The 14,770-nt window shown below is 58.4% G+C and carries 13 protein-coding genes; 6 read left to right on the top strand and 7 right to left on the bottom strand.

The annotated features are described in order from the left end of the window. Positions 1–3: 3 nt before the first annotated feature. Genes CKF42_RS18825 through sctW form a run of 7 tightly spaced genes read right to left on the bottom strand, consistent with a single transcriptional unit; the run spans position 4 to position 7,534 of the window. Entirely contained in the window at positions 4–1,047 is a 1,044-nt protein-coding gene (locus CKF42_RS18825; RefSeq protein WP_111208902.1) for a FliM/FliN family flagellar motor switch protein, read from the bottom strand. Beyond that, positions 1,044–1,592 (bottom strand): type III secretion system HrpP C-terminal domain-containing protein, encoded by a 549-nt coding sequence (locus tag CKF42_RS18820; RefSeq protein ID WP_146239960.1) that lies wholly within the window; start codon positions 1,590–1,592, stop codon positions 1,044–1,046. Before CKF42_RS18820 ends, CKF42_RS18825 begins: the two co-directional genes overlap by 4 nt. Then, positions 1,589–2,053, bottom strand: coding sequence for a hypothetical protein (locus CKF42_RS18815; RefSeq protein ID WP_058956615.1), 465 nt, complete (start codon positions 2,051–2,053; stop codon positions 1,589–1,591). The genes CKF42_RS18820 and CKF42_RS18815 overlap by 4 nt, the downstream gene beginning before the upstream one ends. Further along, positions 2,031–3,389, bottom strand: a complete 1,359-nt coding sequence (gene sctN, locus CKF42_RS18810) for a type III secretion system ATPase SctN (RefSeq protein ID WP_111208900.1) — start codon at positions 3,387–3,389, stop codon at positions 2,031–2,033. Before sctN ends, CKF42_RS18815 begins: the two co-directional genes overlap by 23 nt. Continuing rightward, the gene (locus CKF42_RS18805) at positions 3,389–4,255 is read right to left on the bottom strand and encodes an FHA domain-containing protein (RefSeq protein WP_111208899.1); all 867 of its coding nucleotides are present in this window, start codon (positions 4,253–4,255) and stop codon (positions 3,389–3,391) included. The genes sctN and CKF42_RS18805 overlap by 1 nt, the downstream gene beginning before the upstream one ends. A 2-nt stretch (positions 4,256–4,257) precedes the next feature. Beyond that, positions 4,258–6,381 (bottom strand): type III secretion system export apparatus subunit SctV, encoded by a 2,124-nt coding sequence (gene sctV, locus CKF42_RS18800; protein ID WP_111208898.1) that lies wholly within the window; start codon positions 6,379–6,381, stop codon positions 4,258–4,260. A gap of 10 nt (positions 6,382–6,391) precedes the next feature. Next, complete coding sequence (sctW, locus tag CKF42_RS18795; RefSeq protein WP_111208897.1) at positions 6,392–7,534, bottom strand: type III secretion system gatekeeper subunit SctW; 1,143 nt, start codon at positions 7,532–7,534, stop codon at positions 6,392–6,394. A gap of 274 nt (positions 7,535–7,808) precedes the next feature. On the opposite strand from sctW, the gene CKF42_RS18790 reads away from it, so the two are divergent. From CKF42_RS18790 to CKF42_RS18765, 6 genes are all read left to right on the top strand, one after another. Then, positions 7,809–8,354 (top strand): RNA polymerase sigma factor, encoded by a 546-nt coding sequence (locus CKF42_RS18790; RefSeq protein WP_058956610.1) that lies wholly within the window; start codon positions 7,809–7,811, stop codon positions 8,352–8,354. Between the two features lie 225 nt (positions 8,355–8,579). After that, positions 8,580–9,959, top strand: coding sequence for a PAS domain S-box protein (locus CKF42_RS18785; protein WP_233501059.1), 1,380 nt, complete (start codon positions 8,580–8,582; stop codon positions 9,957–9,959). Further along, positions 9,952–10,593, top strand: coding sequence for a response regulator transcription factor (locus CKF42_RS18780; protein WP_058956608.1), 642 nt, complete (start codon positions 9,952–9,954; stop codon positions 10,591–10,593). Before CKF42_RS18785 ends, CKF42_RS18780 begins: the two co-directional genes overlap by 8 nt. 320 nt (positions 10,594–10,913) lie before the next feature. Then, the gene (locus tag CKF42_RS18775; RefSeq protein WP_009090700.1) at positions 10,914–12,407 is read left to right on the top strand and encodes a cytosine permease; all 1,494 of its coding nucleotides are present in this window, start codon (positions 10,914–10,916) and stop codon (positions 12,405–12,407) included. Then, positions 12,407–14,113, top strand: coding sequence for a nitrilase-related carbon-nitrogen hydrolase (locus CKF42_RS18770; protein ID WP_111208896.1), 1,707 nt, complete (start codon positions 12,407–12,409; stop codon positions 14,111–14,113). The genes CKF42_RS18775 and CKF42_RS18770 overlap by 1 nt, the downstream gene beginning before the upstream one ends. Positions 14,114–14,156: 43 nt before the next feature. Further along, positions 14,157–14,770 (top strand): transporter substrate-binding protein (locus tag CKF42_RS18765; RefSeq protein WP_146239959.1); only part of this gene is annotated, 614 nt, incomplete at its 3' end.

The raw sequence follows: 14,770 nt of genomic DNA, 5'->3' as shown, positions 1-14,770 counted from the left end.
GCATCATCTGTTTACATCCCCGACGCTCGCCACGCCCGGCAGCATATGGGTAATCTGCAGTCCCAGCCGTCCTTCGACATCCACCAGTTCGCCTTTCGCCAGCGGAAACTCGCCGTGACACAGCAGCGCTTCGCCGGGCACCACATTATCGACTGTGACCGTCGAGCCGACATCCAGACGATTCAGCTCACCCAGCGTCAGTCTGAGATGGCCACAGCGCACGGTTAAAGCCAGCGGCAGCGCATCAAAAGGTGATGCCACGGACGTCGTGGTTTCCGTCAGGTCGCCCTCCGGCTGGGGGGTATCGGCAGGCATATTCTCTTCGGGGGTCACATTCATGTAGGTATTCTCCAGACGGGTAATAAGAAAACGGGCAGGATGCCCCTCCCCGAACAGCAATTCGCCCTCAAGGTGTAACTGTGCAAGGCGAAGCTCGCCGCGACCGGTCGGGAAAAAACAGGGGGTAGCAGGGAAAACCACATCACCGGGGCGAAGTGTGCGTAACTGCGAGGGGGTAAACGAGAGCGCACCCAGTGTCAGCGGCAGCGATAACGGCAGATCGCTGCAGGGGGGCGCAGGCAGCGGCGCCCAGCCGGGCTGGTTTAACAGCGCCGCGAGCGTAGCGGGCGTAAGACAGAGCTGACTGTACGCCTGCGCCTCGCTGAGCGTGACGCTCAGCGTCAGCCACATCCCTCCGACCGGAGGGCAGGCCGTGTCATGCGGCGTCAGGTCGCCAAACAGCGCGCGCAGCGCCGGGCTGAGATGCTGGTTAAAGAGCGGCCAGTACCACTCCGCGCACGCCCCGGCATCGGGCATCAGCGGGCAGGTGGAAAAGAGACTCAGCAGCGCTTCGCTTCCCGTCAGGGATAACTCTCCTTCCCGGCAGAAGAAGTGGTGTGTCGGTGGCCGCCCGGCGGCGTCGGCAAGCCGAAGCTGAAGCTCACCCGCGTCGCCTGCCAGGGTGAACGCAAAGCGAAGACCGTGGCCGATACGCTGGCGCAGGCTGGCTTCCTCGCGCGGCAAGGTGCGCAGGATCAGGGGCGTCATTCCTGGCCTCCGCGCTGTTCAAAGCGGAGGCGTACAGCACAGGCCATCCGGCGGCGCAGCGAGGCCCGGCAGCGCTCCTGATGGGCTGCCATCATGTTCATGGCGGGGGGCGCAAAGCGCAGGCTGATATCCCAGCCCGCCGCAAAAGGCGTCAGACGGGCATCCACTTCGCCCAGCAGCGGCAGCAGCAGCGTCATGGCGACCGGTCCGGCAGGCTGCTTTTCCACCATGCCGAACAGAGGCGGCTCCAGCTGTTGCCAGGCCCTGACCGGCGAGGCGGCAGGGGCTTCATCCGGGGATAACGACGGACCGGAAGAGCAGGGGCCTTCCCACGGCAGGATCAGCGGTTGTGGCAGTGGCGGCGTTTCGCCGGGCGTGAGCAGCAGCGCATCAAACTCAGCGCGCGCTTCGCGGAACGGTTCGGCGCGGGAAGGCCGGCCGGATGCCGTCGCTTCTGAAGAGCCGCTTTGCGACATACGGCGCGACACCTCCGGACGGGCAGGCGTTGCCGTATGCTTTTGCGGCGGGTGGGGTAAGGCTGTCATCGTAATGCCTCGCTGTGCGCCATCAGATATTCCAGCTTTTCCACATCACGCAGACGTGCCTGTGTCTGCTGCTGTGCGTGCTGCACCTGCTGCTGCTGCGTCACCTGCTCTGTGCGGCACTGTTGCAGCTGAGTGCGTTGCCCGTTTACCGCCTCGCTGGCCTCGCGCTCCCTGGCCAGGCCGCCGACCAGACGCTCCTGCTTCTGCAGCCCCGACTGGTGGCGTCCGGCAAAGCTTTCGCGCAGCTGCTGATAATGCTGCCGGGCGGCGTCGAGCTGGCTTTCCGCTTCGGCGGCCTGACATTCTGTTTCGCGCAGCACCTGCTCCGCCTGCCGTTGCAACCGTTCACAGCGGCGTAAGCGCTGGCGGCGAATCGGCAGCAGCAGAGAAAAGGCCTGCTCCAGCTCTCTGTTTGTCTCATCAGGGAGTGTGTCGTGATCAGGCAGCGGATGATGGCGCATGCTGGCTTACCTCCGATAAGTGGTGCAGTGTGGTGTCATAGTCACAGGGCGCGTGCATCACCTGTTGCAGATAGTGATTAATTGCCGTCTGCGCCGAGACTGCCGCATCCGTCATCTCATCATGGCCCGGCTGGTATTCCCCCAGGCGGATTAACATTTCGACCTGCTGCCAGGCGGACATCATGCGGCGCAGCTGCGTGGCGGCGTGCAGATGCTCGCGCGTCGCGACGTTGCTCATGGTGCGGCTCAGGCTGGCCAGTACATCGATAGCCGGGTAGTGACCGCGCTCCGCCAGACGACGGGTCAGCACAATGTGGCCATCAATCAGGGATCGCACTTCGTCCGCGACCGGGTCGTTCATCGAGTCGGCTTCAATCAGCACGGAATAGAGAGCGGTAATCGACCCGCGTGAGGTCTGCCCGGCGCGCTCCAGCAGGGTAGGCAGCAAGGTATAAACCGAAGGAGGCAGGCCGCCGCGGCCCGGCGGCTCGCCCAGTGCGAGACCGATTTCACGCTGGGCGCGGGCAAAGCGGGTCAGGGAGTCGAGAATCAACAGCACTCGCTTGCCCTTGTCTCGCCAGGCTTCAGCGATAGCCGTGGCGGTGAACGCCGCCCTGGCGCGCTCCATACTGCTGCGATCGGATGTGGCGCAAATGAGCACCGTCCGGCTGCGCAGCGACTCATCCAGTTCATGGTCGAGAAACTCGCGCAGTTCACGTCCACGTTCTCCGATCAGGCCAAAAACGATGACATCGCAGGGCGTATTACGGGCGATCTCCGCCAGCAGGGTGGTTTTCCCGCAGCCCGCGCCGGCGAAGATCCCTACGCGCTGTCCCACGCCGAGGGTCAGCGGACCGTCAATTGCGCGAATGCCGGTGGGGAGCGGCGTCGCAATGCGCGGACGATCGGTGGGAGCCGGGGCATCACCCAGCACGCTCACGGCATTTTCTGCGGTACCGGGCAGGGCGAATGCGCCGTGCTGGTCGGGATCCAGAGGGCGGCCAAAGCCGTCCAGCACGCTGCCTAGCAGGGCGTCCGACACCACAATGCTGTGCGGCAGACGCAGCGGAATCACGCGCGCCCCCCGGGCAATGCCGTCGAGCTGGCCGAGGGCTGAGAGCAGCGTGTGCTGCGGGTTGAAGCCGACCACCTCTGCCAGCACCCTCTGGCCGTCATCCCTGACGATCTGGCAGAGGTCGCCAATCCGCGCCTGAGGCAGGCTGCTTTCCAGCAAAATACCGTTAATCCCGGTGATACGGCCAAAGCTTTCGACCGGCGAAAAGCGGGCAATCCGCTGCCGCTGCTGTTGATACCACTGTTCCAGCGCCACTGTCATTACCAGCTCACCTTGATGTTTTCGCGACCGTTAAACTCGATCTGGTCAGGGGTTATCGCGACCAGCCTCAGGTTGTCCACTTCATCGCCGACAAACAGACGCTGCCCCTCATCGGTAACGATATTGGCGCGGCTTCCGGTGGTGATCTGCACAATACGAAATGGCAGCCTGACCTTCAGCAGCCGGACCTGATTATTCAGCGGAGTCTCGCTGGGGTAGGTGGCGTTAAAGCGCGCGAGCATCCGGTTAAAGATTTGCATCTGTGACTGAGTGAGGTGCCCTCGCAGACGCAGGCGCTGGTTGTGCATATCCAGCTTCACGACGCGTGCCAGATCGCGTTCACGCAACATTTTTTGTAACGGGGCCTGCATCGTGGCGTGGGTGTGCTGTGACCGGGGGGCGGTAACCTGGGTCTGGGCAACGGTAGGCTGCAAAACCCAGCTCATGACCGTCAGGGTGAGCAGCAGCATCAGGCTCCAGGCCAGCGTGCGAAGCGTGCGGGGGAATATCCCTTTGCGTGCAGCAGCAGGGGGGACGTGCTCAGGTGTCGCGGCAGCCGGTTCGTCGGGCTGGGGTGGCGACGCAGGAGGCATACAGGCGGCCCACGGTGTCTCTGTGCGCGCAACGCAGAGCCAGACGTCAGCGATCTGAAATGCTTCTTCAGGATTGATACCCGATGCTTCGCCGCCGTCCGGCTGAATCTGCCATCCAGTCCCGGTCCGGCGCAACTGGCAGTGACGGGCAGCCACGTGCGCATCGCTAAGCATAAGATCGGCCTCTTCGGCGTGGCCAATCAGCCAGCTCTCGCCGAAGAGGGGTAACGCGGCGCCTAAATGCAGGCCAGACAGCACGCGCAGCTCGAACATGATTAATTCTCCCACGAGTTCAGTGAATAAGCGGCCGGATCCGGCGCGATACGCCCCAGCACATTGACGGCGAGATGAGGTTGCAACTCTGCAAACGAGAGCACCGGCACATAGTGGAACTCTTCCTGGATAAGCCCGCGCAGCGGGCTGCGCAAATCCTGCGCGACCAGCAGCACGGCGCTTTCCGGCGTGTCAACCGGGAAGGCGCTGGCGATGAGCGGGAGAATGGCGCTGATCTGCTCATGGGTTAGCGCAAAGAACAGGTCGTTTTGCGTCTGACGCAGCGAGTCGCGTAACTGTTCTTCCAGTTCCGGTGTCAGCAGCCAGACATGCAGGCCGTCCGGCCGGGCATACTGGTAACAGAGATGATTTTTTAACGAGATACGCACCTGATCGGTCAGCAGCCAGATGTCGCGCTCATGCTGTCCATGTTCGATCAGGGCTTCGGCTATCGCGCGGACGGATCGCAGCGGAATCCGTTCGGCAACCAGTTTTTGCAGGACACCGGAGAAACGTGAGAGGGGCATCACGCGCTGTAACTCCTGGGCGAGCTCCGGCTGCTCCGATTCCAGCCAGCTCACCAGTGCGCGGGTTTCCTGCAGACCAATAAAATGGGGGCTGCTGGCATGAATCGCGTTCTCCATGCGCCTGACCAGGATTTCGCGTGCCGACCACTGTTCGACCTCTTCGTTTTGCAGCAGCGGATGATCTGCCGTCAGCCAGATAATGTCCTCCTCCCGACGCTGCTCATCACCCTCTGTCAGGCTCTCCCTGTCGGCAGCGGCTAACGTGTCCAGCCAGCTGCGCTTCACCGCCCGGTGCGACACGGTAAAGGTGCCTTTTACTTTCGGGATCTCATACACCGAGAAACGAAACTCATCTTCCGCCTGCTGGTCGAGAAACTCGATATCGAAGGCGGGCAGGGTAAAGCCGAAGTGGTAAACGATGCGGTTACGCAGGCGGCGAATATCCTGCACCAGCTCCAGCATCTCCGGATGACCCCGCCATGAGGAGGAGAAGTTGATCAGATAAGGTCGCGTGGGATTGAACTGACGCAGATCTTCCCTGCCGTTCAGCTCAGGCGGAATGACCTCATTTTCCATTTGTGGCTGCGCCAGATTCAGGGTTTTTCTGACGCGCCAGATCTGAAAACCACCGCTAATCATCGTCAGCGCGGCCAGTACTAAAAAGATCGCCGTGGGCATACCGGGCAGCAGGGCAAAGCCCACCATCCCCATCGAGGAGAGCAGCCACGCTTTTGGCTGGCTGGTCAGCTGCTCGGCAATCTCGCGGCCGATATTATGATCGACCGTCTGTTCATCGTCTGAGGAGACGCGCGTGATCAGCATCCCGGCGGTCAGCGAAATTAACAGCGCCGGGATCTGCGCGATCAGTCCGTCACCAATGGTCAGAATCGAGTAGATATGCATCGCTTCACCGGCAGGCATACCCAGCTGCAGCACACCAATGCTGATGCCACCAATCAGGTTGATCACCACAATCACCAGCCCGGCAATGGCGTCACCCTTAACAAACTTCATTGCGCCATCCATTGCTCCGAACAACTGGCTCTCTTTAGCCAGCTCACTGCGCCGGTTTTTTGCCTGCACCACATCAATCAGGCCGGCGCGCAGATCGCTGTCGATAGACATCTGCTTACCGGGCATTGCATCCAGGGTAAACCGCGCCGCCACTTCGGCCACCCGTTCGGAACCTTTCGTGATCACCAGGAAGTTGACCACGGTCAGGATCAGGAACATCACCATCCCTACCGCCAGGTTGCCACCCACCACAAAATTACCGAAGGCGGCCACCACATGACCGGCATCCTGCTGGATCAGGATCTGGCGGGTCGTCGAGATAGAGAGCGCCAGTCGAAACATGGTGGTCAGCAGCAGCACGGCGGGAAAGGTTGAGAACGCCAGCGGCTTTGGCAGATACATGGCCAGTACGACCAGCAGGGAGGAGAGACAGATATTGAGCGCTATCAGCGCATCAATTAAAGGCAGCGGTAGCGGTATGATGAGCATAAACACCAGCGCCATAGCAAATGCCGCCCCCACGACTTCGGAGCGTTGCATGGCGCTGATTGCGAGGCGATTCAGTATCTGAAACAGGGTATTCATCGTTATGGCCTCACGACGCCGCGGTCCGGTTGCGGCGTTGCTGCTGCTGCTCTGTTTTGTTGACGTCCGTAATGATGCTGCGCAGCAGTTTTAGCGCGTTGTCACGGTTTTCCCGCTCGTGCCACAGTGAGGGAGGCACACCGTACAGCAGCGGAAACAGCGAACTGAAAAAGAGCGGCCGATGGTGTGTCTCCTGGCCGACAATCTCCTCTGCCAGACCGTTGAAATCACTCTGCCAGGCGCCGTTATGGCTGATTTGCAACATACGCCGGGCCAGCGTCAGGCTGTTCATGGCAACGTCGGGCACTCTGCTCCGCATGCGCTGCAGAAAGACCTGGCTGTCGCTCAGCGTCTGGCTTATCCCGGCGGCATCGCGCAGGCTGCGGTGGATTCGGCAAAGGGCCGTCACGCTGATGGAGGGGGCAAGGGCGGCGATATCATCCGCCAGCGCGCGCTGCAGGGTGCGCAGCGTCGGCTGGAGATGACGTGAGCCCATCCTCTCCAGCAGCATATCCAGCATCATGGTGGCAGACTGCTGGTGGACGATGCCGTCGTAATAAAGGTCGCGCAGCGACTGTTTTCGCTGCGGATCACGGGTATAGCCGGCGATAGCTGATGCCGTGTTGTTGCCAGCCCGAATGGTCTGACCGTGGCTTTTCTGCAGGCTTTCCAGCTGTGCTCCGGCCTGCGTGGCCAGTTCTCTGTCGCCTTCATCCTGTGCCTGTTCGCCCAGCATGCGCAGCAGAAGCGCGGTACGTGCCGGATCGCCGCCGCTTTTTTCCAGCACGGTGTCGCTGTCCGGCGGCGGAGTCTGGCGCAGCGCGCTGCGCAGCCACGCCATCTGCTCTGATGTCTGCTGTTCATCACCGCCATCAAGCAGGGAAAATAGCGCGTTCAGCTCGCCGACCTTGCTGATCGCGTGTCTGCCACGCTGCAGGTGACGTGAGGCATTGCGGCGCTCCTGCGCCTTTTGTTTACGCTCCATCTTTTCACTGAACGCGGCGCCAATTTCTTCCATCGCGTCATTCAATGACGTTTCCCGCACGCGGACATTATCCGGCACGCTATTTTTAACCACGGTCTGTGGCGTGTTTTTATGCAGGGCTTTTAGCGAGTGCGCCAGTGCCGGAATCGCATGTTGTATTTTGAGCATCGCCAGCCATCCTCAGTGGTCATTACTCTCTTTCTGTGTCAAAGCACGCATATCGGTTCCGAAAAAAAGCAGCAAAAAAAAGTGAAAATAATTTCGCCGGGAAATCAGTGCAATTTTTTGCATCAATCAGCCAGCGGTAAGGAAAAAAATTTCTCAGAAAAATCTGTATTAAAAATTAATTGTTTTCACAAACAGGGAGTTATTAAGAGGGCAGCGGATGGCATATCTCTTGCTGAGTAGCGTAATCACTGGCTACCACTCAAAGAGAGAAAAGATGATCAATTCAACGCTCGTATCCGCTGCTGCAGAGTCACCCTTTGCAATTAACGTCAACTGGGATGAGATCTTCGTTACGCATAATAAGAAGCTGTTAAACTTCATCCGGAAACGTATTGCCAGCCATGAAGATGCCGATGACATCCTGCAAATGACCTGTCTTGAAGTGTTATGTAACCGGCATAAGTTCCGTGGCGCATCCCGCCCGGAAACCTGGGTATTTGGTATTGCGGTAAATCTGATTCGTAACTATTACAAAGCGAAACAGATCCACTATCTGTTTGATCATCTTAATGATGAAATCACCGCCGATCTGTTGCTGGATAATGACCCCAGCGATCTGACGGAAAACCGGCAATTACTCAGCCATACGCTGGCCTCTCTTGAAATTTTATCGAAAGATGTCAGGGTTATGCTCTCTATCCTGGTTGAGGAAGAGGGCAGCTATCAGGATATTGCGCAGCAGTTAGATATCCCGGTCGGCACTGTCCGATCCCGACTTTCACGGGCACGGGAAACGCTGAAGGGGAGAATTTACGCCTGATCGGGCAAATACGAAAAATGGCAGATTCACTGCTAAAATTATCAGCTCGTTAATATTTAGCGGGTAAAGACTGTCATGCCGCTGGAAATTTATTCTCTGCGGCGTGATAAATCTCCGGAGGGAATAATGCTTTTACAGGGTGTATCTGGCCAGGATGACAATCATGAGGCGAATATCACCAGCTTATCAGATATCGCCTTAAACAAAATTCATGATGCAATATATTTGATAGACAGTCAGCTCTGTATCAAATATGTCAACGACAAGGCCTGCCAGTTGACAGGCTATTCGCGCGAAACATTTTCGCAAATCAGCTTTGACGTCATTGATAAAGAGCTGCGCGACAAGGATGTTTTTGCCCTGTGGTGGAAACTCAGTACCCGCCCGGAAGGCATACAATTCACGTCACATCACACCGGTCGCCATCATGTTTTTCCCGTTGAGGTCAGTTGCAGCGGATATGAACAGGAGGGTGAATTACATATCTTATGCATTGTGCGCGACATGGATGAAATCCGTCGGCAAAAAGAGCAGCAGCAACTGCGGGAAAAACAGCTTCATCAGGTCGTGGAAAATTCTCCTGACCTCATTTTACGTTTTGATTTGCAGACCCGCTGCCTCTACGCCAACCTGGCGGTTCGCAACGGCTTTAACCTTAGCGAAAGCGACATCACCCGGCTGCCGCTGACCGAAAGCGTGCAGCGCGGGGGGATAGGCCTGAGCCTGTTTAAGCTGGTCTCACGCACCATGGTGGATGAAAAAGTGGCTGAAGATGAGCTGGTGGTCAGGCGTAAGGGAGAGAAACGCATTCTGCATGTGCGCTGCGTACCGGAATATGATTTGCACGGCGAGCTGATGAGTGTGCTGGCGGTCGGGCGCGATATCACCGCTATCCGCCAGACCGAAGAGGAGTTAAGGCTGCTGACGCATAATCTGGAGCGGGCGCGGGAAGCGGAAAAGAAACAGCTGGCGCGTGATATTCATGACGAGCTGGGCCAGCAGCTGACCGCGCTGCGCACGGGGTTATCGCTGCTGGCGATGCGTAAAGATCTCTCTGTCGATGCGCAGGAGGCGAAAATTCAGGCGCTGATGGCGCATCTGGACAGCACTATCCAGGTGGTGCGTGATGTCTCGACCCGCCTGCGTCCCAATGTTCTCAATCTGGGCCTGGTTCCTGCGCTGGAGTGGCTGCGGGATCAGTTTATAAAAAACAATGGCATCCGCTGCATTCTGCTGGCACCTGACGAACACACCGTGGTGCTGGATGAGGTGACGCTGACAGCGGCATTCCGCGTGGTTCAGGAATCTCTCACCAATATCGTCCGTCATGCCCAGGCCAGCAACGTCTATATCTTCGTTAAACTGACGCCGGATGCGCTGCTGATCGAAGTGGTCGATAACGGGAAAGGCTTTCATCTGCACCGTGTGAAGAACGGAACGTGCGGGCTGCACGGGATCGAGGAGCGTGGACGCATGTTGAATGGAGAAGCGACCATCACCAGCACACCCGGTAAAGGCACCCGGGTTAAACTGAAGTTTCCTCTCTCCGGAAGTGTTAAATCAGCCCATCCTGTCCGAAAACCGGGAGTATTAACCGATGAGTAAATGCATACGTCTGATGATTGCCGACGATCATGCCATTATGCGCGAGGGCCTGAAGCAGATTTTTGCGCTGGATGACAACATCGAAGTGGCAGCCGAAGCCTCAGATAGCGGCCAGGTGCTGGAACGCCTGCGCCAGCACGAGGTCGATCTGCTGCTGCTGGATATTTCGATGCCGGGCATGAGCGGAGAAGATCTGATCACGCGCCTGATGCCCCTCTATCCTCAGCTGCGTATTCTGGTACTGAGCATGTACAACGAGCCACAGATTACCCGGCGGGTGTTAAACAATGGCGCACTGGGCTATATCACGAAAGACAAGTCGCCGGATGTTTTACTGAAAGCGATCCGCACCGTGGCGCAGGGATCACGCTATATCGATCACGATCTGGCGCAGGAGATTATCTTTTCTGACTACCAGAGTAATAATCGTGCGCCTCATGAGAGTCTGACGATGCGCGAGCGGCAGATCATGATCATGCTGGCCCACGGGGAGTCGATCAATGCGATAGCCGATGCGCTCTCCATCAGTAATAAAACCGTCAGCACCTACAAGTCACGCATGATGAAGCGGATGAAATTTACCAATAACGCCCACATCGTGAAATATTCCCTGCGCCATAACCTGGTGCAGTAAAGTCGGCAGCCACCGCCAGATGCGTTTCGGGCGGTGGCTCTCTGTCAAAACGTGCCTGCTGCATCTGAATCATCATGGTGCGCGCTGCACCGGCATTATGCGTCTCTCGCCTGCCATCCGCCTCTCTACCGCCTGTATGCGCCACTTTTAACAGTTGGCGCATTAATTGCTTCCTTATCGTTACCGCATCCTGCCGGGCAGGAACAGGCACCGTAGCCTGGTAAGCGGCCTGTGGCGAGCAGCCACTCCACAACATCGATTTCAGGCGAAGAAGCCCTGCCGGCAATGCTGCCGGCGGGGCTTTTTTTTGGAGCAAATCTATGAGTAAGTTAAAAGCATGGTTTCAGGGGCCGCAGGATATTACCGAAGCAGAGGCCGTTGAGGATTACGCGGTGGGCCGTGTGCCGGCGCACTATCGCTGGCCGATTCCGGCCATTATTCTGGTGCTGCTGGGCAACTCTACCGCGATGTTCTGGTTCAGCCTCGGGGCAGACATGAGCTACCAGGTCGGCTGGCCAATGCTGCTGCTGCCGATCGGTTATATGGTGGTGTTCGCCACCCTGATTGGCTCGTGCATCATGAAGATGGCGAGTAAAGAGGGGCTCTCACTCAATCTGATGACGCGCGGGCTGGGGTTTGGCTATATGGGCTCCGCCTTCACCTCGCTGATTTACGCCGTCAACTTCATCTTCTATTTCCTGTTTGAAGGCACCATTGTGTCTCACGCCATCGCCAACTATGCGGGCGTGCCGGTCAACTCCCTGACCGGCATCGCTATCTTTGCGCTGATGGGGCTGGCCGCCATCTGGTTTGTCTGGAAGGGCATGTCATCCATGCAGTTCCTGCAAACCTGGGGCGTTCCCATTTTCATTGTGCTGTTTGGCTTCTGTATCTGGCAGTTAACGCACCACTATCCGGCGGTCAGTTTCAGCGGCTGGCAGCCGAAAGGAGAGGCGGACAGTAACGCCCTGTGGCTGGTGATGAATATGGCCAACGGGCAGATTGTTTTTCAGGGACTGATGGCCACTGACTACGGTCGTTTTGCCCGTCCGGGGATCACGCATAAAGGCACCGCAACGATCATGCTGGGGATGCTGATCCCGATTGTTGTCGTCATGCTGTTTGGTGCCTTTATGGCCTACACTCTGATGCCGCATATTCAGGGCGAGGATGTCTGGTCGCTGGCGCTCGATCCGGGCTTCGTCTTCCCGCTGATTATGGGGCTGACCGGCGTGTTATTTGCGGTGATTACCCAGATCCGCATCAACGTACTGAATCTCTACTCAGGTTCGATTGCCCTGTCGAACACCATGGATATGGCGTTTAACTATCGCCCGGGACGTCAGTGGTGGATGCTGCTGGTCTGGTTGCTCGGCGTGCTGTTCTATATCTGCAATATCCTGCAGTATACCGGCACGTTCCTCTCCATTACCGGCATTCTCACCAACACCTGGGTCTTTATTATCCTTGCGGATTACTTTATCTGCCGCAAAGTGCTGCACCTTGCGCCTTCCGATTTCGTGGAGTATCGCAAAGCGTATCTGCGGATGTGGAATCCGTCCGGGGTCATTGCGTTGTGCGTCGCGGTGGCAACAGGCGCGGCAGGCGTGCTGGGCCTCTATCCGATGGTGTACGCCTCATTTATTGCCATGCTGGTTGGCCCTGTGCTGCATGTCGCTATCAGCGTGGCGACCCGCGGCAGCTACTACTTCAAAACCTTCCCGGAAGATATGCAAACCAGCTGGAAACCCTCTGATGCTTACCAGGGGCCGAAACCGGTGTTTAAACCCTTACTGAGCAAGGAGGCCGAATAATGCGCATCAACGTTGCAACCATTCAGTTTGAACCCACGCAGTTCAGAAAAGAGGAAAACGTCGCCCGGCTGCTGGCATCAGCCACTCAGGCGGCACGTGACGGCGCACGCTTAATCGTGATGCCGGAAATGGCCACTACCGGCTACTGCTGGCAGGATCGTGCGGAGGTCGCCCCCTACACAGAAACGGCGGATGGGCCCACCAGCCAGGCATTCGCTGCGATTGCGCGTGAGTTTAACTGCTTTCTGGTCTTTGGCATGCCGGAGCGGGACAGGGTAACCGACCTCTACTATAACAGCGCCATTCTGGTCGGCCCGCAGGGCGTGATTGGCGTCCACCGTAAAACGCATCCCTATATTTCGGAACCGAAATGGGCGGCTAACGGTGATGGCGGGCATCAGGTTTTTCAGACTGAGATCGGCAACATTGCGCTGCTGGTCTGTATGGATATTCACTTTATTGAAACTGCCCGGCTGGCTGCGCTGGGGGGCGCACAGATTATCTGCCACATCAGTAACTGGCTGGCTGAACGTACCCCTGCGCCTTACTGGCTCACGCGTGCCTGGGAGAACGGCTGTGCGCTGATTGAAAGTAACCGCTGGGGATGGGAGCGGGGCGTGCAGTTCAGCGGCGGCAGCTGCATTGTGGATAGCCAGGGAAATGTGCTGGCCAGCTGCGACAGCGGCGATCAGGTACTCAGCGCTGAGTTACCTCTTCCGGCGGAGAATCTACTTCTGAACAAGCGCCGGCCTGAGCTCTATCAGCGGCTGATGACCAATACTTTCCTCTGGAACCCCGCGGACTTTTTTGGCTTATATGGACGTGATCCCCTGCCTGAGGGCAAAGCGTCCCGTATTGCGGTGGCGCAGTTTCGCCCGCAAGACGAGGTGAATGCCAATCTGGCACAGATTCGGCACTGGGCCGGACAGGCAAAATCAGAGGGCGCGGAACTGCTGATTCTGCCGGAGCGCGCGCTGACCGGGGGTGACGGCAGCCATTGCGCGCTGTCGCGGGAGGATGCGCCTGTACAGGCGCTGATCGCGCTGGCGATGGAGCTGGATATCGCGCTGCTTGCAGGGTTCGCCGAGCGGGAAGGGGAGCAGTGTTACAACAGCGCGCTGCTGGTGAGCAGTGAGGGAGTCAACGCGCACTATCGCCAGATTCACCTCAGCGACCAGGATCGGCACTGGGCCTGCGCAGGGGATCAGTGGGTGACGTGCGATCTGCCCTGCGGGCGCGTTGGTATTCTGCTGGGTGAAGATCTGCTGGTGCCGGAAGCGGCCCGCATTCTGGCGCTGGAAGGCTGCGACATCATCGCCTGCCCGGCGCAGCTTCATTCACCTCTGCCCATGGCGCACCCGGGCACGGCGATACCCCATGTCTGGCCGATCCCGCGCGGCGCCGATCCTTACCACTGGCTGCTGCCGCGCGTTCGGGCGGGAGAGAATAACGTCTGGCTGGCTTTTGCCAACTGGCCCGCCGCCGCAGGCGAAAGCTTTGGCCTGAGCGGGATATACGGGCCGGATACCTTTGCCTTTCCACGCAGGGAAGCGAAAGCGACCGGTGCGAAGGGGCTGGCGCTGCTGGATATCTCCACGGGGTCAGCCGGAGATCCTTACCCCGATCATGTGGTAAGGCGTAAAGACCTGGTGCTGATGCGTCAGCCGCATTTCTACACTGCGCTGATTGCTCCATCACCGAAATGAGCCACAGACGCGGCCTGCGGGCCGCGCTGATTCAGGAGCTATTATGACTGCCACTCAGCCGCTGCCGAAACCCGTTATTCCGGTCGGTATTCTCTATTCAGTGTCAGGGGATTATGCGGTGATCGGGCGCGAGATGCTCAACGGCATCCTGCTGGCGATTGAGGAGATAAACGCCAATCCCGCCCATCCGTTTACCCTGGCGCCCGTGATCCGCGATCCGCAGGGGTCACTGGATCTCTATTACGACTATTGCCACGACTTACTCTATCGCCACGGGGTGCGTCACGTGATTGGCTGCTACACGTCGGCGGCGCGGAAGACCATTCTGCCGCTGATCGAAGGTGCCAACGCGCTGCTGTGGCATTCCGCGCGCTATGAGGGGTTTGAGAGCAGCAATAGCGTGATTTACCTGGGGGCCAGTCCCAACCAGCATATCCTGCCGATGCTCAGCTGGCTGTTACAGCAGCAGGCGGCGGAGATCTATCACATTGGTTCTAACTATGTCTGGTCATGGGAGATGGATCGCCTTACCCGTGAAGCCGTCATCCCCGCGGGCGGCAGCGTATTGCAGAGTAAATTACTGCCGATGGGGGACGAAAACGTGGAGGCGTTAATCGCGGATATTATCGCCTGCCGCCCGAAAGTCCTCCTGAATAC

The sequence above is a fragment of the Pantoea sp. ARC270 genome, from assembly GCF_003236725.1.
In the GTDB taxonomy this organism is placed as follows: domain Bacteria; phylum Pseudomonadota; class Gammaproteobacteria; order Enterobacterales; family Enterobacteriaceae; genus Pantoea; species Pantoea anthophila.
This window is presented reverse-complemented; position numbering and strand designations above follow the sequence as displayed.